Annotated in this window: 22 protein-coding genes; 20 read left to right on the top strand and 2 right to left on the bottom strand. The window is 58.6% G+C overall.

Translation table 11 applies throughout. The features are described from left to right. The first annotated feature begins 9 nt into the window (after positions 1-9). The 10 genes from F0320_RS02745 (at position 10) to F0320_RS02700 (ending at position 8036) form a co-directional block, all read left to right on the top strand. Positions 10-786: a threonine/serine ThrE exporter family protein gene (locus F0320_RS02745; RefSeq protein ID WP_023310303.1), complete on the top strand. Its 777-nt coding sequence runs from the start codon at positions 10-12 to the stop codon at positions 784-786. Beyond that, positions 777-1250 (top strand): threonine/serine exporter, encoded by a 474-nt coding sequence (locus tag F0320_RS02740; protein ID WP_023310302.1) that lies wholly within the window; start codon positions 777-779, stop codon positions 1248-1250. The genes F0320_RS02745 and F0320_RS02740 overlap by 10 nt, the downstream gene beginning before the upstream one ends. Positions 1251-1317: 67 nt before the next feature. Next, entirely contained in the window at positions 1318-1959 is a 642-nt protein-coding gene (locus tag F0320_RS02735; RefSeq protein WP_023310301.1) for a TetR family transcriptional regulator, read from the top strand. Between the two features lie 41 nt (positions 1960-2000). After that, positions 2001-2453, top strand: coding sequence for a MarR family winged helix-turn-helix transcriptional regulator (locus F0320_RS02730; protein WP_126328890.1), 453 nt, complete (start codon positions 2001-2003; stop codon positions 2451-2453). An 83-nt stretch (positions 2454-2536) separates the two neighbouring features. Beyond that, a complete protein-coding gene (locus F0320_RS02725) occupies positions 2537-2965 on the top strand; it encodes an organic hydroperoxide resistance protein (protein ID WP_023310299.1) in 429 nt (142 codons plus the stop codon). Between the two features lie 148 nt (positions 2966-3113). Beyond that, positions 3114-3659, top strand: coding sequence for a primosomal protein DnaT (dnaT, locus tag F0320_RS02720; protein WP_047651619.1), 546 nt, complete (start codon positions 3114-3116; stop codon positions 3657-3659). After that, the gene (gene dnaC, locus F0320_RS02715) at positions 3656-4393 is read left to right on the top strand and encodes a DNA replication protein DnaC (protein ID WP_013095461.1); all 738 of its coding nucleotides are present in this window, start codon (positions 3656-3658) and stop codon (positions 4391-4393) included. Before dnaT ends, dnaC begins: the two co-directional genes overlap by 4 nt. A gap of 83 nt (positions 4394-4476) precedes the next feature. Next, on the top strand, positions 4477-4959 hold the full coding sequence (locus F0320_RS02710) for a DUF2501 domain-containing protein (protein ID WP_126328994.1): 483 nt from the start codon (positions 4477-4479) through the stop codon (positions 4957-4959). A gap of 270 nt (positions 4960-5229) precedes the next feature. Further along, entirely contained in the window at positions 5230-7521 is a 2292-nt protein-coding gene (opgB, locus tag F0320_RS02705; RefSeq protein WP_126328891.1) for a phosphatidylglycerol--membrane-oligosaccharide glycerophosphotransferase, read from the top strand. Next, on the top strand, positions 7521-8036 hold the full coding sequence (locus F0320_RS02700) for a GNAT family N-acetyltransferase (protein WP_126328892.1): 516 nt from the start codon (positions 7521-7523) through the stop codon (positions 8034-8036). Before opgB ends, F0320_RS02700 begins: the two co-directional genes overlap by 1 nt. Positions 8037-8079: 43 nt before the next feature. Here the strand turns inward: F0320_RS02700 and tsr are convergent, their stop codons facing one another. Next, entirely contained in the window at positions 8080-9744 is a 1665-nt protein-coding gene (gene tsr / locus F0320_RS02695) for a methyl-accepting chemotaxis protein (RefSeq protein WP_047651681.1), read from the bottom strand. 83 nt (positions 9745-9827) lie between these two features. After that, entirely contained in the window at positions 9828-10268 is a 441-nt protein-coding gene (gene hpaR, locus F0320_RS02690; RefSeq protein WP_023334396.1) for a homoprotocatechuate degradation operon regulator HpaR, read from the bottom strand. Between the two features lie 271 nt (positions 10269-10539). On the opposite strand from hpaR, the gene hpaG reads away from it, so the two are divergent. From hpaG to F0320_RS02640, 10 genes are all read left to right on the top strand, one after another. Continuing rightward, on the top strand, positions 10540-11817 hold the full coding sequence (gene hpaG / locus F0320_RS02685) for a 4-hydroxyphenylacetate degradation bifunctional isomerase/decarboxylase (protein WP_126328893.1): 1278 nt from the start codon (positions 10540-10542) through the stop codon (positions 11815-11817). After that, complete coding sequence (hpaE, locus tag F0320_RS02680) at positions 11814-13280, top strand: 5-carboxymethyl-2-hydroxymuconate semialdehyde dehydrogenase (RefSeq protein ID WP_126328894.1); 1467 nt, start codon at positions 11814-11816, stop codon at positions 13278-13280. The genes hpaG and hpaE overlap by 4 nt, the downstream gene beginning before the upstream one ends. A 2-nt stretch (positions 13281-13282) precedes the next feature. Further along, positions 13283-14134: a 3,4-dihydroxyphenylacetate 2,3-dioxygenase gene (hpaD, locus tag F0320_RS02675; RefSeq protein WP_126328895.1), complete on the top strand. Its 852-nt coding sequence runs from the start codon at positions 13283-13285 to the stop codon at positions 14132-14134. A 9-nt stretch (positions 14135-14143) separates the two neighbouring features. After that, entirely contained in the window at positions 14144-14524 is a 381-nt protein-coding gene (locus F0320_RS02670; RefSeq protein WP_047651633.1) for a 5-carboxymethyl-2-hydroxymuconate Delta-isomerase, read from the top strand. A 54-nt stretch (positions 14525-14578) separates the two neighbouring features. Beyond that, positions 14579-15382, top strand: a complete 804-nt coding sequence (gene hpaH, locus F0320_RS02665; RefSeq protein WP_039262280.1) for a 2-oxo-hept-4-ene-1,7-dioate hydratase — start codon at positions 14579-14581, stop codon at positions 15380-15382. A gap of 10 nt (positions 15383-15392) precedes the next feature. Beyond that, positions 15393-16190, top strand: a complete 798-nt coding sequence (gene hpaI, locus F0320_RS02660) for a 4-hydroxy-2-oxoheptanedioate aldolase (RefSeq protein WP_126328896.1) — start codon at positions 15393-15395, stop codon at positions 16188-16190. Between the two features lie 21 nt (positions 16191-16211). Then, positions 16212-17564, top strand: a complete 1353-nt coding sequence (hpaX, locus tag F0320_RS02655) for a 4-hydroxyphenylacetate permease (RefSeq protein ID WP_047651635.1) — start codon at positions 16212-16214, stop codon at positions 17562-17564. Beyond that, on the top strand, positions 17536-18468 hold the full coding sequence (gene hpaA / locus F0320_RS02650; RefSeq protein ID WP_126328897.1) for a 4-hydroxyphenylacetate catabolism regulatory protein HpaA: 933 nt from the start codon (positions 17536-17538) through the stop codon (positions 18466-18468). The genes hpaX and hpaA overlap by 29 nt, the downstream gene beginning before the upstream one ends. Before the next feature lie 177 nt (positions 18469-18645). Next, a complete protein-coding gene (hpaB, locus tag F0320_RS02645; RefSeq protein ID WP_047651637.1) occupies positions 18646-20208 on the top strand; it encodes a 4-hydroxyphenylacetate 3-monooxygenase, oxygenase component in 1563 nt (520 codons plus the stop codon). A 17-nt stretch (positions 20209-20225) separates the two neighbouring features. Next, entirely contained in the window at positions 20226-20738 is a 513-nt protein-coding gene (locus tag F0320_RS02640) for a 4-hydroxyphenylacetate 3-monooxygenase reductase subunit (RefSeq protein WP_126328898.1), read from the top strand. Positions 20739-20890 lie beyond the last annotated feature (152 nt).

The following is a 20890-nucleotide window of genomic DNA, read 5'->3' as shown; positions in this document are numbered from 1 at the left end:
GGACAATACATGCAGGCAGATCGGTCAACGCAGCGTGCTATCACGCGGCTATGTATTCAGTGCGGTCTTTTTCTGCTCCAGCACGGCGCGGAAAGCGCGCTGGTTGAGGAGCTTTCCACCCGGCTGGGACTGGCGCTGGGTATGGATAGCGTTGAAAGCGCTATTTCATCCAACGCCATCGTGCTGACCACGATCAAAGACGGTCAGTGCCTGACTTCCACCCGCAAAAACCACGACCGCGGCATTAACATGCACGTAGTGACCGAAGTGCAGCACATCGTCATCCTTGCTGAACATAAGCTTCTCGATCTTCGGGAGATTGAAAAACGGTTCAGCCAAATTAAGCCATTACGTTATCCGCGCTGGCTTGTCGTGGTGATGGTAGGGCTGTCGTGCGCCTGCTTTTGTAAGCTTAATAAAGGCGGCTGGGACGGCGCGATCGTCACCTTTTTCGCCAGCAGTATTGCTATGTATGTTCGCCAGCTGCTGACGCACAGACAGCTGCATCCGCAAATTAACTTCTGCATTACCGCGTTTGTCGCCACCACGGTTTCCGGCCTGCTGCTGCGCCTGCCGCAGTTTGCCACTACCCCGACGATTGCCATGGCCGCGAGCGTGCTTCTGCTGGTTCCGGGCTTTCCGTTGATCAACGCCGTTGCTGACATGTTTAAAGGGCACATCAATACCGGTCTGGCACGCTGGGCTATTGCCAGCCTGCTGACGCTGGCGACCTGCATCGGCGTAGTGATGGCCATGACGCTCTGGGGGTTACGCGGATGGGCGTGATAGATTTTCTGCTGGCGCTGGCACAGGACATGCTTCTGGCCGCCATTCCTGCCGTCGGCTTTGCGATGGTATTTAACGTTCCGCAACGTGCTCTGCGGTGGTGTGCGCTGCTGGGCGCGATTGGTCATGGTTCGCGAATGGTGATGATGACCGCGGGTTTTAACATCGAATGGTCAACATTTATGGCCTCCATGCTGGTCGGCAGTATAGGCATCCAGTGGTCGCGCTGGTATCTGGCGCATCCCAAGGTGTTCACCGTCGCCGCAGTGATCCCGATGTTCCCGGGCATATCTGCGTATACAGCGATGATTTCTGCGGTGAAAATCAGTCATTTTGGCTACACCGAGCCGCAGATGATCCTCCTTCTGAGCAACTTTCTTAAGGCGTCGTCCATCGTCGGAGCGCTTTCTATTGGGCTGTCGATCCCTGGACTGTGGCTGTATCGCAAACGCCCACGCGTTTGATATTTGTGTTATTTCGCTGCCATGGAGATAATCCTTCTGGTCCGTTTGGTGAAAATAAGGAAAGGATGTGGCTAACCCTGGCAGCGAACACCCCGAGCACAGCGAAGAATCCAGCCTGAAAGAGAAAATTTTTCAGAGCGCCATCGCGCTTTTTGCCGAGTATGGATTGAACGGTGCCCGCATGGAGCAGATCGCGGAAAAAGCGGGTACCACCAAACGCATGGTGGTTTACCATTTCAAGAATAAAGAGAATCTCTATCTCCTGGTTCTGGAACATGTTTACACCCAGATTCGCGCCAGTGAAAAAGCGCTAAGCCTGGCGGGAATGCCCCCCGTCGAAGCGCTGGTGAACCTGGTTGAAGCCACCTTTGACTATCATGCCGACCACCCGGACTACATCCGGATTATCTGCATGGAAAACATGCAGCGCGGCCGCTTTATGCAGCAATCGAGCTATCTTCGCCAGGTCAACCGTAGCGCGCTCGACCTGCTGGAGGGCATCCTGCACCGGGGCAAAGAAAAACAGCTCTTCAGCCAGACGGTTGACGCCCGCGATCTTCACCGCCTGATAAGCAGCTTCAGCTTTCACTACGTAGCCAACAGTTACACCTTTACGCTGCTGTTTGAAGACGGGGCGGATGAACAGGCTCAGCGCCAGCACTACCGCAAAATGGCCGTTCAGGTGGCGCTCCGCTACACCTGCCCATAAAATTGCTTGCAATTAAATCGCACACTATCTATATTCATCTCATGAACGCGAAAACGAACGACGCAACCGCTGTGCTCAAGCTGGATAACCAGCTCTGCTTTGCCCTCTATTCGGCAAATCTGGCGCTTAATAAGCTGTACCGGCAACTGCTGGCACCGCTGAACCTGACTTACCCGCAATACCTGGTGATGCTGGTGCTGTGGGAGCAGGATGACGTCACGGTGTCGGACATCGGCGAACGCCTGTTTCTGGACTCTGCGACCCTGACGCCGCTGTTAAAACGGCTGGAAAGCGGCGGGTTAATCAACCGTCACCGCTCGCGCAAAGACGAACGTCAGGTCGCCGTCACCCTGAGTGAAGCGGGACGTGAACTGCAGCAGCAGGCATTGGGTATTCCCCATGCGGTGGGTTGCGCAGCGCAGTGTGATACCGACACCTTGCTGGCGCTCAAACAGCAGCTCGAACTTTTGCGACAACAGCTACACCGCGCGTAAAGCTATACTTTACGTGTTATTATTATCCATATATATCGTACGCTATTTAATAGCACACATTAAAGCAAGATGAGGAACCTGCCATGTCTTTAGAAAAAGTAGTTTATACCGCCAAAGCAAAAGCAACCGGTGGCCGTGATGGCCGCGCGACCTCTTCCGATGGTGTACTGGACGTAAAACTGGGCGTGCCAAAAGAGATGGGCGGCATGGGCGGAGAAGTAACGAACCCTGAGCAGCTGTTTGCTGCGGGCTACTCTGCCTGCTTCCTGGGCGCGATGAAGTTCGTGGCCGCACGCGACAAATTCACCCTGCCAAAAGATGCCTTTATTGAAGGCGAAGTGGGTATTGGTCCGTTGCCAACCGGTTTTGGTATCGAGGCAAAACTGAACATCCACGTTGAGGGTATGGATCCCGCGGAAGCCAAAAAGCTGGTCGATGCGGCGCACATTGTTTGCCCATACTCTAACGCGACCCGCGGCAACATCGACGTGACCCTGAATATCATCGCGTGATAAATATCTGATGGCGCTGTGCTTATCAGGCCTACGACTGTAGCCCCGGTAAGCGCAGCGCCACCGGGGAAATCCCCTCCTTCCCTTTCCTCTCTCTGTGCTACCATAAGCCCATATCACGCCCGTAGTAATCAGTAGAGTAAGCGTTATGTCCTCCAGAATTCTGACCACCAGCATTGCTGGCATTGATGCCTTTATGCGCGACCCACGCGGTGTGTTGACCCATGCCGAAGGCGGCACGGTTGCGGTTTTTGCCGACAACGCGCCGGCGTTCTACGCTATCACGCCGGAACGCCTGGCACAGCTTCTGGAGATTGAAGCGCAACTGTCGCGCCCGGCGAGCGATATCACGCTGGACAACCAGTTCTTTGAAGAACCGGTTAACGTCCCGGTGACCGTTCCGATGGGAAAATTTGCCCTGTACGCGGGCTGGCAGCCGGATGCGGATTTTCAGCGGCAGGCCGCGCTGTGGGGCATTGCGTTAACCCAACCGGCCACCGCGGAAGAGCTCGCCGCGTTTACCGCCTGGTGGCAGGCGGAAGGTAAAGTCTTCACCCATATTCAGTGGCAGCAAAAGCTCGCGCGCCATCTTCAAATTACCCGCGCCGGCAACAACGGCCAGCCCAAACGCGATATCAACGCGTTTTCAGAACCGGATAAACAGATCCCCAGCGGATTCCGAGGTGCGAAATGAAGAACGTCGGCGACCTGATGAAACGTCTGCAAAAAATGATGCCTGCCAACGTGAAGCCCGCCTTTACCACGGGTGAAGAGCTGCTGGCGTGGCAAAAAGAGCAAGGTGAGATTCGCGCAGCCGCGCTCGCCCGGGAAAACCGGGCGATGAAAATGCAGCGCACCTTTAACCGTTCCGGTATCCGTCCCCTGCACCAGAACTGCTCGTTCGATAATTATAAAATCGAGACCAACGGGCAGATGAACGCCCTTGCCGCCGCCCGTCAGTACGTGGATGAATTCGACGGCAATATCGCCAGCTTCATCTTTAGCGGCAAGCCGGGCACCGGAAAAAACCACCTTGCAGCCGCTATCTGCAACGAGCTGCTTCTGCGGGGTAAATCGGTTCTTATCATCACCGTGGCCGATATCATGTCCGCGATGAAAGACACCTTCAGCAACCGCGAAACCAGCGAAGAACAGCTGCTTAACGATCTGAGCAATGTCGATTTACTGGTCATCGACGAGATTGGCGTTCAGACAGAATCCCGCTATGAAAAAGTGATCATCAACCAGATTGTCGATCGCCGCTCCTCGTCCAAACGCCCCACCGGCATGCTGACGAACCACAATATCGACGAGATGACCCGCTTATTGGGTGAACGCGTCATGGACCGCATGAAGCTCGGTAACAGTCTCTATGTCATCTTCGACTGGGAAAGTTACCGCAGCCGCGTTACCGGCAAAGAGTATTAAGACAGTTCCAGGAATCGCCGCCAGGGCATAGGTATATACTGGAACCCCTTCGGCCCAAAACGGACCTTTTTGAGAGAGCCATGATGAAAAAACAGATTCTAATCAGCACCTTTTTAGGCGCGCTGCTGGTGACCGGCATAGCGCAAGCGGCGTCCTGGCAGGAGTCCCTGTCAAGCGCAGCAAATGAGCTGACCAAAGAGAGCAGCAGCTCTCAGGGTGGACTCTCCGCCTCTTCCCTCACCAGCCTGCTGGGCAACAGCTCTCAGAGCCTTAGCGCGGGCACGATGAACAACGCGGCGGGGATTCTGGAATATTGCGCGAAGCAAAAGCTGGCCTCAGTGACCGACGCGCAAAACGTGAAAAATCAGGTGCTGGGTAAACTGGGTCTGGATACCCAGGAGCAGAAAGCGGACACCAACTATATGGACGGCATTCAGGGCCTGCTTAACGCGCAAAACGGCCAGCAGCTGAATCTGAGCACCCTCGGCAACTCTTCTCTGGCAAAACAGGTGAAAACCAAAGCCTGCGATCTGGTGCTGAAACAAGGCGTTAATTTCCTCTCCTGAGCCACCCCATTTTCTGCCACAACACGCCGCGTTTAATGCGATAGTCTTGCAGCGCGGCGCTAAACGAGCCTTTTTCCCACCTGCCACCGTCTCAGCGTCCGTTTGTCAGGATGTGTCCATCTTCATAAAAACGATTTTATAAACCAAATCCTAACAACAGCACACTTTCGTGACACTAAAATTGCAGCTTAACGACATCGCAATTACATTGTATGACCCAAAAAATAAACAGTTAGCCAGCGAAGCACCTGGCGTCATGAGGATATGCTGTTGTCAGAATTCATGTCTCTTATCCTTTTTCTGGCTTCTGTCGGCGTTTACGCCTGGAAAGCCGGCCGTCACACCTGGTGGTTTATCGCCACGCTGGTGGTGCTCGGCATTTTTATTATTTTAAACATTACCTTATACGCCAGCGACTACTTTACCGGTGACGGTATTAACGATGCGGTGCTCTACACGCTGACGAACAGCCTGACGGGCGCGGGTGTGGGCAAATACATTCTTCCGGGGCTCGGCCTTATCGCCGCGCTGGTGACGATTTTTGGCGCGCTGGCCTGGGTGCTGCGTCGACGTCGCCATCTTCCGCACCATCATGGCTACAGCCTGCTGGCGTTATTCCTGGCGCTGGCCTCCGTCGACGCCAGCCCGGCGTTCCATCAGATCGCCGAGCTGGTGAAATCCCAGTCGCGCGATGGCGATCCGGATTTCGCGGCTTACTACAAAGAACCGTCGAAAACAATCGCCAACCCGAAGCTCAATCTGGTCTACATCTACGGTGAAAGCCTGGAGCGCACGTACTTTGATAACGATGCCTTCCCGAACCTGACGCCAGACCTGGGCGCGCTGAAAAACGAAGGGCTCGATTTCAGCCACACCATGCAGCTGCCCGGTACGGATTACACGATTGCCGGGATGGTTGCCTCCCAGTGCGGTATCCCGCTGTTCGCGCCTTTTGAAGGTAACGCCTCAGCCTCGATGTCGACGTTCTTCCCGCAGAATATTTGCCTCGGCGATATCCTGAAAAACTCCGGCTACGAAAACTATTTCGTGCAGGGGGCAAACCTGCGCTTTGCCGGAAAAGACGTGTTCCTGAAATCCCACGGTTTTGACCACCTGTATGGCTCAGAAGAGTTAAAAACGACGGTTGCCGATCCGAGCTACCGTAACGACTGGGGCTTCTATGACGATACGGTACTCGACGAAACCTGGAAGAAATTCGAGGAGCTTTCCCGCACGGGCAAGCGTTTCTCCCTTTTTGCGCTGACGGTGGATACCCACCATCCGGACGGGTTCGTCTCGCGCAGCTGTAAACGCAAAAGCTATGACGTGGACGGCAAAAGCAACAAGTCTTTCAGCGCCGTGACCTGCAGCCAGGAGCACATTGCCGCGCTGGTCGAGAAAATCAAAGCCTCGCCCTGGTTTAAAAACACCGTCATAGTCGTTTCGTCTGACCATCTGGCGATGAAAAACAGCGCCTGGGATCGGCTCAACAAGCAGGATCGCAGCAACCTGTTCTTCGTCCTGCGCGGCGACCAGCCGCAGCAGGAGCTAATTGCCACCAAACGCAACTCCATGGATAACGGCGCAACCGTGCTGGACATTCTGGGCGGCGACAACTTTATTGGCCTTGGCCGCAGCACGCTGTCGGGGCAATCCCTGTCGGAAGTGTTCCTCAACATGAAGGATAAAATTCTCGCCTGGAAGCCAGACATTATCCGCCTGTGGAACTTCCCGAAAGAGATGAAGGACTTCACCGTCGATCGGGATAAAAACACGATTGCCTTCTCGGGCAGCAGCTTCCGTCTGCCGCTGCTGGTACGCGTGTCGGAGGGGCGGGTCGAGCCGCTGCCGGAAAGCGAATATTCCGCGCCGCTGCGCTATCAGCTGGCCGATTTTGCCCCACGCGATAATTTCGTCTGGGTCGACCGGTGCTACAAAATGGGCCAGCTCTGGTCGCAGCCGCTGGCGCTTTCTACCGACTGGTGCGTCTCTCAGGGCCAGCTCGGCGGGGAGCAAACCGTGCAGCACGTGGATAAGGCGCAGTGGAAAGGCAAAACCGCGTTCAACGATACGGTGATTGATACCGCGCGCTATCAGCACAACATCGACATGCTGAAAATCAGCGATAACGATATTCGCTACAAAGCGGATAGCTTTATCTTTAACGTGGCCGGCGCGCCCGAGGAAGTGAAGCAGTTTAGCGGCATCTCGCGTCCGGAGTCGTGGGGGCGCTGGTCCAACGCGCAGCTGGGCAACGAGGTAAAAATTGAGTACGCCCATCCCCTGCCGGAACAGTTCGACCTGGTGATCACCGCCAGAGCGTATGGCCCCAACGCTAACAAGCCCGTCCCCGTGCGCGTGGGCGATCTGGAGCAGACGCTGACGCTCGGGAACGACGTGAGCACGCAGACGCTGCATTTTGAGAATCCTTCGCGCAGCAATACCCTGGTGATCGTGCCGCCGGACCCGCAGTCCACGAACGAGGGGAATATCCTTGGGCACTCACCGCGCGAGCTCGGGATCGGCATGGTTGAAATCAAAATTGTGAGTCGCGCAGGCTAATGGTCGACCCTAACCTCACCGTCCGTCCCACGCGTCCCGGCGACGTTACTGCCCTACCCGCCATTGAACGCGCGGCGGGCGAGCGCTTTCGTGAAAGTCCGGATCTCGCCTGGCTTGCCGACGGCGAGGTCATTTCCGCTGAGCAGCACCTTGAGTATGCCGAACGTGGGCTAAGCTGGCTGGCGCTGGCGAACGATCAGCCCGTCGGGTTTATCCTTGCCGAAGCGCACTCTTCGTCGCTGTTTATTGTCGAACTTTCGGTTGATCTGGACTGGCAGGGAAAGGGGATTGGCCGGCAGCTCATCGCCCGTGCGGCTGACCATGCCCGCACGCTGGGGCTGGCGTCGCTAACGTTGACGACGTTCCGGGACGTACCGTGGAACGCGCCGTTCTATGCAAAGCTGGGGTTTGAATACGTAACTGAACTCACGCCTGAACTGCGTGAAAAACGGGAAGAAGAAGCAGCGCACGGCTTAGCGTATGAAACGCGCTGCGCCATGCGCCTGCCTCTGTAATATTGCCGAGTGGCGTAGCCGCCACCCGGCACAACGCGCAGGATTAGAACGTTTCCCAGTTATCGCCTGAATCGGCCGTCGCGGTTTTACGCGCCATCACCGGCGTGGAAACCGCTTTAGCCGCAGCGAACTCGCGCGCTTTCATCTGCTCCTGCTGAATGCGGAACACCGCCACGGCCTGAGTCAGACGGCTCGCCTGCTCTTCCAGTGCGGCGGCCGCTGCGGCAGATTCCTCAACTAGCGAGGCGTTCTGCTGGGTCACGCGATCCATCTCAGCGACCGCCAGACCCACCTGGTCGATACCGCGGCTCTGCTCGTCAGACGCAGAGGCGATTTCACCCATGATGTCCGTTACGCGGGTCACCGCGTTCACGATTTCACCCATGGTTTCACCGGCGCTTTCTACCAGCGTTGAGCCCACTTCCACGCGGCCCACGGAGTCTTCAATCAGGCTCTTAATCTCGCGAGCCGCCTGGGCGCTGCGCTGGGCCAGGTTACGCACTTCACCTGCCACCACCGCAAAACCACGACCCTGCTCGCCCGCACGCGCCGCTTCTACCGCCGCGTTCAGTGCCAGAATGTTGGTCTGGAAGGCAATGCCGTCGATCACGCTGATAATGTCGGCAATTTTCTGCGAACTACCCGCGATATCGCGCATAGTCTGCACCACGTTATCCACCACTTTGCCGCCTTTCTGCGCGGTTTCAGAGGCGCTGAGCGCAAGATGGCTCGCCTGACGGGCGTTCTCGGCGTTCTGCTTAACGGTCGCCGTCAGCTGCTCCATGCTGGCAGCGGTCTCTTCCAGGGAAGCGGCCTGCTGTTCAGTACGGGAAGAGAGGTCGTTATTGCCCATCGCAATTTCGCTCGCGCCGCTGTAGATAGCGTTCGCGCCGTTACGCACGTCGCCAACGGTACGCACCAGCTCACCCTGCATATGGCGCAGCGAGTCGGCCAGTTCACCCATCTCGTTGGTGCCCTGAACTTCAATACGCTTCACCAGGTCGCCGCTGGCGATATGGCGAATGTTGTCGATCAGACGATTCAGCGGAGAGATCAGCGTCTGCTTGATGTTGAGCCAGACGGCCACGATCACCACCAGCACGGCAATCAGAACGCTAATTAGCACCCAGATAGCCTGGCTGTAGGAGCTGTTGCTGTCTTCGACCGCCGTCTGATACAGCTTGTCGTTCTGCTGCAGGTAGCTCACGTACTGCTTCTCAAAACCGTCCTGATAGCTCTGGGTCGGCTGGTCGAAGAAGGCGTTGATTTTGCCCGCGCCCAGCAGCTGAATCAGCTCCGCCAGCGCGCCGTGGTAAATATCATAGTTACGCTTGATCTCCATGGCATCCGCATCGCTTTGACGCGGATCGCGCGGCAGGGCTTCGTAGGCAGCCCAGTTTTTTTCCGCCTGTTTCAGAGACGTAGACGCGATTTGCATCAAATCGTTAACGGTCGCGCCGCTGCCGATATTGCTCTGATCCATCATGTAGCGGATACCCGCACGGTTCAGGGTATTACGGGTTTGCAGCAACGCGACCCAGCTGGCGTTCAGCGTGGATTGTTGCTGGCGAATGGTTTGCAGGACGGTGAAATTCTCTTTGTCATTCTTAAGGGCATTAAAGAAAAGACCACCGGACGTGAGTTGTAAAAGGCCAAATATCGCTAAAACCAGCATTAAGCTGGTGACAATCTTGATACGGTTTAACATGTTTTCTCTTTCCTCAGACAGATACAGAATTTTCGGCCTGGAAAGTGAAAACTTTACGAAAATCATCCTGGAATTTGTGGTTTTTACTCTTCTTCCCGCGCTGCGTTATGCCGGTTTCCGAGTTCAATAAACTCTTCCAGCAGCGCCGTCAGCTGTTTCATCTTCTCCGGCGTGTATTCCGCCTCGATCTGCTGATACGCCTCTTCGACCTGCGCCTGGGCGTGTTCATACAGCGCATTCCCCTCTTTGGTCAGCGACACGTACAGCTTGCGCTGGTCGTTCACCGGCTTTAAGCGCAGCACCAGGCCGTCGCGCTCCATCCGCGTCAGAATGCCCGTCAGGCTCGGGCGCAGGATGCAGGTGCGAAACGCCAGATCGTGAAAATCCATCGACGGATGTTCAGCCAGCACGCGCACAATGCGCCACTGCTGCTCGGTCAGGTTATGGCGCTTCACGATCGGGCGGAAGTACGACATCGCCGCTTCCCGCGCCTGCAGCAGCGCGATGGTTAATGAATCATGCATAGCCTTTCCCCTTAACATCATTAACAAGTAAACAATCACTAAAAGATGTTTTTATAAACAACACGTTTTCCGTCAAAAAGTCTAACAGAAACCCATCAATTTTATTAAGCCTTTGATTTAAATATAAACAAAACACGAAATGTAAATTTATTGTTATTCCCATCACAAATCTTTCACTTCTGATTGCGAAATAAACAGCAAAAGCATAAAACCAGATCATTAACATATTAATGAAATCACAACCCGGACCACCGGGGTGAGGAGTATATGAATGAAAGGTACCGTTTTTGCCGTCGCCCTCAACCATCAAAGCCAGCGCGAAGCCTGGCGTGAGGCCTTTGAAAAAGCGCCCTACAACACGCCGCCGAAAACGGCGGTGTGGTTTATCAAACCGCATAACACGGTGATTCGCGCGGGCGAGCCGATTCCCTTCCCGCACGGGGAAACGGTGCTGAGCGGCGCGACGGTGGCGCTGGTGGTGGGCAAAACCGCCAGCAGGGTGCGCGCGGAGGACGCCGCGGCGTACATTGCAGGGTACGCGCTCGCCAACGAGGTGAGCCTGCCGGAAGAGAGCTTCTACCGCCCGGCCATCAAGGCCAAATGCCGGGACGGATTTTGCCCGCTCGGCGAGCTGGTCGCCGTTGATAACGTGGATAGCCTGACGATCATCACCGAGATCAACGGCCGCGAAGCGGACCACTGGAGCACGGCCGATCTTCAGCGTAACGCCGCCGAACTGCTGAGCACCCTGAGCGAGTTCGCCACCCTCAATCCCGGCGATGCGATCCTGCTCGGCACCCCGCAAAGCCGCGTTGAGATCCGCCCGGGCGATCGCGTGCGCATTCTGGCAGAAGGCTTTCCGCCGCTGGAAAACCCGGTGGTGGATGAGCGTAGCGTCACTATTGCGCACAGCACGCCGCCGCACGCCACGCTGTTTGCCCTCGGTCTGAACTATGCCGACCACGCCAGCGAGCTGGACTTCAAGCCGCCGACCGAGCCGCTGGTATTTATCAAAGCGCCAAACACCTTCAACGGCGACGGCCAGACGTCGGTGCGCCCGAACAATATCGAATACATGCACTACGAAGCGGAGCTGGTGGTGGTCATCGGTAAAACCGCCCGCAAGGTCAGCGAAGCCGAGGCGATGGACTATGTTGCGGGCTATACGGTCTGCAACGACTACGCCATCCGCGACTACCTGGAAAACTACTACCGCCCGAACCTGAGGGTGAAAAGCCGCGACGGGCTGACGCCCATTTCCCCCCACATCGTGCCGAAAGCGGCGATTCCCGACCCGCACAACCTCACCCTGCGCACCTTCGTCAACGGCGAGCTGCGCCAGGAAGGGACCACGGCGGATCTGATCTTCAGCATCCCGTACCTGATTGCGTACCTGAGCGATTTTATGACCCTGCAGCCGGGCGACATGATCGCCACCGGCACGCCGAAGGGGCTGTCCGACGTGGTGCCGGGCGATGAGGTGGTGGTGGAAGTGGAAGGTGTGGGACGCCTGGTGAACCGAATTGTCAGCGAGGAGACTGCAAAATGAAAAAGATTAACCACTGGATAAACGGTAAAAACGTCGCCGGAAGCGAGTACTTCCACACCACCAACCCGGCCTCCGGCGAGGTATTAGCGGAAGTCGCCTCCGGCGGTGAAGCTGAAGTTCACCAGGCCGTCGCCGCCGCCAAAGAGGCGTTTCCAAAGTGGGCTAACCTGCCGATGAAGGAGCGCGCGCGCCTGATGCGCCGTCTGGGGGATCTGATCGACCAGAACGTCCCGGAGATCGCCGCGATGGAAACCGCCGATACCGGGCTGCCGATCCACCAGACCAAAAACGTGCTCATTCCGCGCGCCTCGCACAACTTCGAGTTCTTCGCCGAGGTGTGCCAGCAGATGAACGGCAAGACCTATCCGGTTGACGACAAGATGCTCAACTATACCCTGGTGCAGCCGGTGGGCGTCTGCGCGCTGGTGTCGCCGTGGAACGTGCCGTTTATGACCGCTACCTGGAAGGTTGCGCCGTGCCTGGCACTCGGAAACACCGCAGTGTTGAAGATGTCTGAACTCTCCCCGCTGACCGCCGACCGTCTGGGCGAGCTGGCGCTGGAGGCGGGTATTCCGGCGGGCGTGCTCAACGTGGTGCAGGGCTACGGCGCAACGGCGGGCGACGCGCTGGTGCGCCATCACGACGTGCGCGCCGTCTCCTTCACCGGCGGCACCGCCACCGGGCGCAACATCATGAAAAACGCCGGGCTGAAGAAGTACTCCATGGAGCTGGGCGGCAAATCCCCGGTGCTGATTTTTGAAGATGCCGACATCGAGCGCGCGCTGGACGCCGCCCTGTTCACCATCTTCTCCATCAACGGCGAGCGCTGCACCGCCGGCTCGCGCATCTTTATCCAGCAGAGCATCTACCCGGAATTCGTGAAGCGCTTTGCCGAGCGCGCCAACCGCCTGCGCGTGGGCGACCCGACCGATCCGACCACCCAGATTGGCGCGCTCATCAGCCAACAGCACTGGGAAAAAGTCTCCGGCTACATCCGCCTCGGCATTGAAGAGGGCGCGACCCTGCTGGCGGGCGGCCCGGACAAACCGACCGACCTGCCTGCGCATCTGAAGGGCGGCAACTTCCTGCGCCCGACCGTGCTGGCGGACGTCGACAACCGCATGCGCGTGGCGCAGGAGGAGATCTTCGGGCCGGTGGCCTGCCTGCTGCCGTTTAAGGACGAAGCGGAAGGCCTGCGCCTGGCGAACGACGTGGAGTACGGCCTGGCGTCATACATCTGGACCCAGGACGTCAGCAAGGTACTGCGCCTGGCGCGCAATATCGAAGCGGGCATGGTGTTTGTGAACACCCAGAACGTGCGCGACCTGCGCCAGCCGTTTGGCGGCGTGAAGGCCTCCGGCACCGGCCGCGAGGGCGGCGAGTATAGCTTCGAGGTGTTCGCGGAGATGAAGAACGTCTGCATCTCCATGGGCGACCATCCGATTCCAAAGTGGGGGATCTGACCATGGGTAAATTAGCGTTAGCGGCAAAAATCACCCACGTTCCGTCAATGTATCTCTCCGAGCTGCCGGGCAAAAACCACGGCTGCCGCCAGGGCGCCATCGACGGGCATAAAGAGATTAGCAAGCGCTGCCGGGAGCTGGGCGTCGATACCATTATCGTCTTCGACACCCACTGGCTGGTGAACAGCGCCTACCACATCAACTGTGCGGACCATTTTTCGGGCGTCTACACCAGCAACGAGCTGCCGCACTTTATCCGCGACATGACCTACGACTACGACGGCAATCCGGAACTCGGCCAGCTCATCGCCGACGAGGCGGTGAAGCTTGGCGTACGCGCCAAAGCGCACAACATCCCGAGCCTGAAGCTGGAGTACGGCACGCTGGTGCCGATGCGCTACATGAACGCGGATAAGCACTTCAAGGTGGTCTCTATTTCGGCGTTCTGCACGGTTCACGACTTCGCCGACAGCCGCAGGCTGGGCGAGGCCATCGTCAGCGCCATTGAGAAATACGACGGCACCGTGGCGGTGCTCGCCAGCGGCTCGCTGTCGCACCGCTTTATCGACGACCAGCGCGCGGAGGAAGGGATGAACAGCTACACCCGCGAGTTCGACCGTCAGATGGACGAGCGCGTGGTGAAGCTGTGGCGCGAGGGGCAGTTCAAAGAGTTTTGCAGCATGCTGCCGGAGTACGCCGACTACTGTTACGGCGAGGGCAACATGCACGACACGGTGATGCTGCTGGGGATGCTCGGCTGGGACCAGTACGACGGCAAGGTGGAGTTCCTCACCGAGCTGTTCGCCAGCTCCGGCACCGGCCAGGTTAACGCCGTTTTCCCCCTGCCCGCGTAAGGAGCCACCATGCCGCACTTTATTGCTGAATGTACCGACAACATCCGCGAGCAGGCCGACCTGCCGGGGCTGTTTGCCAAAGTGAACGAGGCGCTCGCCGCCACGGGCATATTCCCCATCGGCGGCATTCGCAGCCGCGCCCACTGGCTGGACACCTGGCAGATGGCCGACGGCAGGCACGATTACGCCTTTGTGCATATGACGCTGAAGATTGGTTCCGGGCGCAGCCTGGAGAGCCGGGAAGAGGTCGGTGAAATGCTGTTTGCGCTGATCAAAACGCATTTTGCGGAGCTGATGGCTAGCCGCTATCTGGCGCTGTCGTTCGAGCTGGACGAGCTGCATCCGACGCTCAATTACAAACAAAACAACGTGCACGCGCTGTTTAAGTAATCCCGTCCCTTCTCCCAGGGGGAGAGGGAGAAAAATATAAAACAGGATATCGCCATGCTCGACAAACATACCCATACCCTGATCGCCCATCGTCTGCATCAGGCGGAACAATCCCGGGAGCAGATCCGCCAGATCTCCCTTGACTACCCGACGATCACCATCGACGACGCCTACGCCGTCCAGCGCGAATGGGTCAGCCTGAAGATTGCCGAAGGCCGCGTGCTGAAGGGCCACAAGATCGGCCTGACCTCCAAAGCGATGCAGGCCAGCTCGCAGATTAGCGAGCCGGACTACGGCGCGCTGCTGGACGACATGTTCTTCCACGACGGCAGCGATATTCCCGTCGATCGCTTCATCGTTCCGCGCATCGAAGTGGAGCTGGCCTTCGTGCTGGCAAAACCGCTGCGCGGCCCGAACTGCACGATCTTCGACGTCTACAACGCTACGGACTACGTGATCCCCGCGCTGGAGCTGATCGACGCCCGCTGCCACAACGTTGACCCGGAGACCCAGCGCCCGCGCAAGGTGTTCGATACCATTTCCGATAACGCTGCCAACGCGGGGGTGATCCTCGGCGGTCGCCCGATTAAGCCCGACGAGCTGGATCTGCGCTGGATCTCCGCCCTGCTCTACCGCAACGGCGTGATCGAAGAGACCGGCGTTGCCGCAGGCGTGCTTAACCACCCGGCGAACGGCGTGGCGTGGCTGGCGAACAAGCTGGCACCGTACGACGTGCAGCTTGAGCCCGGCCAGATTATTCTCGGCGGCTCCTTTACCCGCCCGGTGCCCGCCAGCAGAGGCGACACCTTCCACGTTGACTACGGCAACATGGGCTCCATCAGCTGCCGCTTTGTGTAAGGAGGCAACCATGCAAAACGCATTCAAAGCGGCGCTGAAGGCGGGCCGTCCGCAAATCGGTTTATGGCTGGGGCTCACCAGCAGCTACAGCGCCGAGCTGCTGGCCGGAGCAGGCTTCGACTGGCTGCTGATCGACGGCGAGCACGCGCCGAATAATGTGCAAACCGTGTTAACCCAATTACAGGCCATCGCGCCTTATCCCAGCCAGCCGGTGGTGCGCCCGTCGTGGAACGATCCGGTGCAGATAAAACAGCTGCTGGACGTGGGCGCGCAAACCCTGCTGGTGCCGATGGTGCAAAACGCCGACGAAGCGCGGCTGGCGGTACGTTCCACCCGCTACCCGCCCGCGGGCATTCGCGGCGTCGGCAGCGCCCTGGCGCGCGCGTCGCGCTGGAACCGCATTCCGGATTACCTGCAGCTGGCCAACGACGCCATGTGCGTGCTGGTGCAGATCGAAACCCGCGAGGCGCTGAAAAACCTGCCGCAGATCCTCGACGTGGAAGGCGTTGACGGCGTGTTTATCGGCCCGGCGGATCTGAGCGCCGACATGGGCTTTGCCGGCAATCCGCAGCATCCGGAGGTACAGGCCGCCATCGAGCAGGCGATCGCGCAGATACGCGCCGCTGGTAAAGCGCCCGGCATCCTGATGGCGAACGAGCCGCTGGCAAAACGCTACCTCGAGCTTGGCGCGCTGTTTGTCGCCGTCGGCGTCGACACCACCCTGCTCGCCCGCGGCGCCGAAGCGCTGGCGGCACGCTTTATCGAACAACCGGTTACGTCAGTTAATAACAATAAATCCGTCTACTAAACGTAAGATCTGGAGCGCACCATGACGACCTCTACCCTGCAAACCCATGATAATAAAGCTATTGAACATCGCGCCATTAACAAGCTGTTCCGACGCCTGATCGTCTTTCTCTTTATCCTGTTTGTCTTTTCGTTTCTCGATCGCATCAACATCGGCTTTGCCGGGCTGACGATGGGCAAAGATCTGGGCCTTACGTCGACCATGTTTGGCCTGGCCGCGACGCTGTTTTACGTCACCTACGTACTGTGCGGCATCCCGAGCAACATCATGCTGGCGAAGATCGGCGCACGCCGCTGGATCGCCGGGATCATGGTGGTGTGGGGCATCGCCTCCACCTGCACCATGTTCGCCACCAGCCCTGAAACCCTCTACGTTCTGCGCATGCTGGTGGGCATTGCCGAAGCCGGTTTCCTGCCGGGGATCCTGGTCTACCTCACCTGGTGGTTCCCGGCGTATCACCGCGCCCGCGCCAACGCGCTGTTTATGATCGCCATGCCGGTGACCATGATGCTCGGCTCGATCCTCTCCGGCTACATTCTGGCGATGGACGGGCTGTGGAACCTGAAGGGCTGGCAGTGGCTGTTCCTGCTGGAAGGTCTGCCGTCGGTGGTGCTCGGCGTGGTGACCTGGTTTTACCTCAACGACACGCCGGATCAGGCCACCTGGCTCGACGACGACGAAAAGCAGGCGCTGAAAACGATGATCGCCCGCGAGCAGGAGGTCGCCATTGCCCAATCCGTCACGCCGCGTTCGACGCTGCGCGAAGTGCTGACCCCGGCGGTGCTGCTCTACACGCTGGCCTACTTCTGCCTGACCAATACGCTCAGCGCCATCAACATCTGGACGCCGCAGATCCTGCAGAGCTTCAACACGGGGAGCAGCAATATCGTCATCGGCCTGCTGGCGGCGATCCCGCAGTTTTGCACCATTCTCGGGATGATCTGGTGGAGCCGACGCTCCGACAGGCTGAAAGAGCGAAAAAAGCACACCATCCTGCCGTACCTGTTCGCCGCGGCGGGATGGATGCTGGCCTCGGCCACCGATCACAGCCTGATCCAGCTGCTTGGCATCATTATGGCCTCAACCGGATCCTTCACCGCCATGGCGATATTCTGGACCACGCCGGATCGGGTGATTAGCCTGCAGTCCCGCGCGGTGGCGCTGGCGGTGATCAACGCCATCGGCAACGTCGGCTCCGCCGTCAGCCCGCTGCTGATTGGGATCCTGCGCGACGCGACCGGCAGCTTCAGCTCCGGGCTGTGGTTTGTGGCCGGGCTGCTGGTGGTCGGCGCGCTGGTGCTGACGCGCATCCCGATGACGCAGCGGGATCAACAGAGGAACGATCATGTGCCAGAGCCCTATCGCCAACATTGATATCAGCAAGGAGTACGACGAAAGTCTGGGCACCGACGATGTGCACTACCAGTCGTTCGCGCGCATGGCGGCCTTTTTTGGCCGCGACATGCAGGCGCACCGTCACGACCAGTATTTTCAGATGCACTTTCTTGATACCGGGCAGATTGAGCTCCAGCTCGACGATCACCGCTACTCGGTGCAGGCCCCGCTGTTCGTCCTCACGCCGCCGTCGGTGCCGCACGCGTTTATTACCGAATCCGACAGCGATGGTCACGTGCTGACGGTGCGCGAGGACCTGATCTGGCCGCTGCTGGAGGTGCTCTACCCCGGCACGCGGGAAGCGTTTGGCCTGCCGGGGATCTGCCTTTCGCTTTCCGACAGGCCGGACGAGCTGGCGGCGCTGAAGCACTACTGGCAGCTGATTGCCCGGGAATCCACGGAACAGCTGCCCGGGCGCGAGCACACTCTGGTCCTGCTGGCGCAGGCGGTGTTTACCCTGCTGCTGCGCAACGCGAAGCTCGACGACCATGCTTCGGGCGGCATGCGCGGCGAGCTGAAGCTGTTCCAGCGCTTTACCCAGCTGATAGATGTCCACTACCACCAGCACTGGACGGTGCCGGAATATGCCAGCGAGCTGCACCTGACCGAATCCCGCCTGACCGATATCTGCCGCCGCTTCGCCAACCGCCCGCCGAAGCGGCTGATCTTCGACCGCCAGCTGCGGGAGGCCAGACGCTTGCTGCTCTTCTCCGACAGCGCGGTCAGCGACATTGCCTGGCAGCTGGGGTTTAAGGATCCGGCCTACTTTGCCCGGTTTTTTAACCGCTTAGTGGGGTGTTCGCCGAGCGCGTATCGGGCGCAGAAAGTACCGGTATCGCCTGTTCCCCTCACCCCGGCCCTCTCCCAAAGGGAGAGGGAGTAACCGTACCCTCTCCCTTTGGGAGAGGGTTAGGGTGAGGGAAATCACACTCTGCGATCTCTCGCGAAAAGTACCCGCCGTTGTCCCAATCGTCCCTTCACGTTACGCCCCTCTCAGGCTTCAATTAAACAACAAAAACAAAACATAAATTTAACAACCCTATTCCGATACGAGGTCCCTATGAAGCCTGAAGAGTTCCGCGCTGATGCCAAACGTCCGTTAACCGGCGAAGAGTATTTAAAAAGCCTGCAGGACGGTCGTGAGATTTATATCTACGGCGAGCGCGTCAAAGACGTCACCACCCATCCGGCGTTTCGCAACGCGGCGGCCTCCATCGCGCAGATGTACGACGCGCTGCACAAGCCTGACATGCAGGACGCGCTCTGCTGGGGCACCGACACCGGCAGCGGCGGCTATACCCACAAGTTTTTCCGCGTGGCGAAAAGTGCCGACGACCTGCGCCAGCAGCGCGACGCCATCGCCGAGTGGTCGCGCCTGAGCTACGGCTGGATGGGCCGCACGCCGGACTACAAAGCCGCGTTCGGCTGCGCGCTCGGCGCCAACCCGGCCTTCTACGGCCAGTTCGAACAGAACGCCCGTAACTGGTACACGCGCATTCAGGAAACCGGCCTGTACTTTAACCACGCCATCGTTAACCCGCCGATCGACCGTCACAAGCCGGCAGACGAGGTGAAAGACGTCTACATCAAGCTGGAGAAAGAGACCGACGCCGGGATTATCGTCAGCGGCGCGAAAGTGGTAGCCACCAACTCCGCCCTGACCCACTACAACATGATCGGCTTCGGCTCCGCGCAGGTGATGGGCGAAAACCCGGACTTCGCGCTGATGTTCGTCGCGCCGATGGATGCCGAAGGCGTGAAGCTGATCTCCCGCGCCTCTTACGAGATGGTGGCTGGCGCAACCGGATCACCTTACGACTACCCGCTCTCCAGCCGCTTCGACGAGAACGACGCGATCCTGGTAATGGATCACGTGCTGATCCCGTGGGAAAACGTGCTGATCTACCGCGATTTCGACCGCTGCCGTCGCTGGACGATGGAGGGCGGTTTCGCCCGTATGTACCCGCTGCAGGCCTGCGTGCGCCTGGCGGTGAAGCTCGACTTCATCACCGCCCTGCTGAAGAAATCCCTGGAGTGCACCGGCACCCTGGAGTTCCGCGGCGTACAGGCGGATCTCGGCGAAGTGGTGGCCTGGCGTAACATGTTCTGGGCGCTGAGCGACTCCATGTGTTCCGAAGCCACCCCGTGGGTCAACGGCGCGTATCTGCCGGATCACGCCGCGCTGCAAACCTACCGCGTGATGGCGCCGATGGCCTACGCCAAGATCAAGAACATCATCGAGCGTAACGTCACCTCCGGTCTGATCTACCTGCCGTCCAGCGCCCGGGATCTGAACAACCCGCAGATCGACCAGTATCTGGCGAAATACGTGCGCGGCTCCAACGGCATGGATCACGTCGAACGCATCAAGATTTTGAAGCTGATGTGGGATGCCATCGGCAGCGAGTTTGGCGGCCGTCACGAGCTGTACGAAATCAACTACTCCGGCAGCCAGGATGAGATCCGCCTGCAGTGTCTGCGCCAGGCGCAGAGCTCCGGTAACATGGACAAAATGATGGCGATGGTCGACCGCTGCATGTCCGAATACGACCAGCACGGCTGGACGGTGCCGCACCTGCACAACAACAGCGATATCAACATGCTCGACAAGCTGCTGAAATAGCGCAGCGGGAGGTTGCAATGCATTCAGATGAACAACGCCTGCGTTTTCGCGACGCGATGAGCAGCCTGTCGGCTGCGGTTAATGTGGTCACCACCGAGGGCGAGGCGGGCCGCTGCGGTATCACCGCCACCGCCGTCTGCTCGGTGACGGACACCCCGCCGTCGGTCATGGTGTGCATCAACGCCAACAGCGCCATGAACCCGGTCTTTCAGGGCAACGGCAGGCTGTGCGTCAACGTGCTGAACCACGAGCAGGAGATCATGGCTCGCCATTTCGCCGGGATGACCGGTATGACGATGGAAGAACGCTTTGCCCTCTCCTGCTGGCAGAAAGGCCCGCTGGCGCAGCCGGTGCTAAAAGGCGCGCTCGCCAGCCTGGAAGGTGAGATTAGCCAGGTGCAAACCATCGGCACGCATCTTGTCTACCTTGTTGAAGTTAAGAACATCATCCTGAGTGATGCGGGCCACGGCCTGATCTACTTCAGGCGCCGTTTCCACCCGGTCATGCTGGAGGCAGAAGCCGCCGTGTGATCCCCCCTCGCGCTGGCCTTTTTTCCGGCCAGCGCCGCTTTCTACAAAAACTCCTAAGGTTTCCGCTAAATCACGCCGTTATATAACCATAAGAGAAATTTTCTGTGACTGAATACTGGCACCCTTTGTCAGTGCATCCGCATCATTCAGCG

This window comes from Enterobacter dykesii (genome assembly GCF_008364625.2).
GTDB classification, from domain to species: domain Bacteria; phylum Pseudomonadota; class Gammaproteobacteria; order Enterobacterales; family Enterobacteriaceae; genus Enterobacter; species Enterobacter dykesii.
Note: the sequence above shows the minus strand (reverse complement) of the source record. Positions and strands in the feature narration are given on the sequence as shown.

What these genes read in the sequence shown, in the direction of transcription:
- F0320_RS02745 (WP_023310303.1), top strand. Translation starts at nt 10, where the DNA reads ATGCAGGCAGATCGGTCAACGCAGCGTGCTATCACGCGGCTATGTATT.
- F0320_RS02740 (WP_023310302.1), top strand. Translation starts at nt 777, where the DNA reads ATGGGCGTGATAGATTTTCTGCTGGCGCTGGCACAGGACATGCTTCTG.
- F0320_RS02730 (WP_126328890.1), top strand. Translation starts at nt 2,001, where the DNA reads ATGAACGCGAAAACGAACGACGCAACCGCTGTGCTCAAGCTGGATAAC.
- F0320_RS02725 (WP_023310299.1), top strand. Translation starts at nt 2,537, where the DNA reads ATGTCTTTAGAAAAAGTAGTTTATACCGCCAAAGCAAAAGCAACCGGT.
- dnaT (WP_047651619.1), top strand. Translation starts at nt 3,114, where the DNA reads ATGTCCTCCAGAATTCTGACCACCAGCATTGCTGGCATTGATGCCTTT.
- dnaC (WP_013095461.1), top strand. Translation starts at nt 3,656, where the DNA reads ATGAAGAACGTCGGCGACCTGATGAAACGTCTGCAAAAAATGATGCCT.
- F0320_RS02710 (WP_126328994.1), top strand. Translation starts at nt 4,477, where the DNA reads ATGAAAAAACAGATTCTAATCAGCACCTTTTTAGGCGCGCTGCTGGTG.
- F0320_RS02700 (WP_126328892.1), top strand. Translation starts at nt 7,521, where the DNA reads ATGGTCGACCCTAACCTCACCGTCCGTCCCACGCGTCCCGGCGACGTT.
- tsr (WP_047651681.1), bottom strand. Translation starts at nt 9,744, where the DNA reads ATGTTAAACCGTATCAAGATTGTCACCAGCTTAATGCTGGTTTTAGCG.
- hpaR (WP_023334396.1), bottom strand. Translation starts at nt 10,268, where the DNA reads ATGCATGATTCATTAACCATCGCGCTGCTGCAGGCGCGGGAAGCGGCG.
- hpaG (WP_126328893.1), top strand. Translation starts at nt 10,540, where the DNA reads ATGAAAGGTACCGTTTTTGCCGTCGCCCTCAACCATCAAAGCCAGCGC.
- hpaE (WP_126328894.1), top strand. Translation starts at nt 11,814, where the DNA reads ATGAAAAAGATTAACCACTGGATAAACGGTAAAAACGTCGCCGGAAGC.
- hpaD (WP_126328895.1), top strand. Translation starts at nt 13,283, where the DNA reads ATGGGTAAATTAGCGTTAGCGGCAAAAATCACCCACGTTCCGTCAATG.
- F0320_RS02670 (WP_047651633.1), top strand. Translation starts at nt 14,144, where the DNA reads ATGCCGCACTTTATTGCTGAATGTACCGACAACATCCGCGAGCAGGCC.
- hpaH (WP_039262280.1), top strand. Translation starts at nt 14,579, where the DNA reads ATGCTCGACAAACATACCCATACCCTGATCGCCCATCGTCTGCATCAG.
- hpaI (WP_126328896.1), top strand. Translation starts at nt 15,393, where the DNA reads ATGCAAAACGCATTCAAAGCGGCGCTGAAGGCGGGCCGTCCGCAAATC.
- hpaX (WP_047651635.1), top strand. Translation starts at nt 16,212, where the DNA reads ATGACGACCTCTACCCTGCAAACCCATGATAATAAAGCTATTGAACAT.
- hpaA (WP_126328897.1), top strand. Translation starts at nt 17,536, where the DNA reads ATGTGCCAGAGCCCTATCGCCAACATTGATATCAGCAAGGAGTACGAC.
- hpaB (WP_047651637.1), top strand. Translation starts at nt 18,646, where the DNA reads ATGAAGCCTGAAGAGTTCCGCGCTGATGCCAAACGTCCGTTAACCGGC.
- F0320_RS02640 (WP_126328898.1), top strand. Translation starts at nt 20,226, where the DNA reads ATGCATTCAGATGAACAACGCCTGCGTTTTCGCGACGCGATGAGCAGC.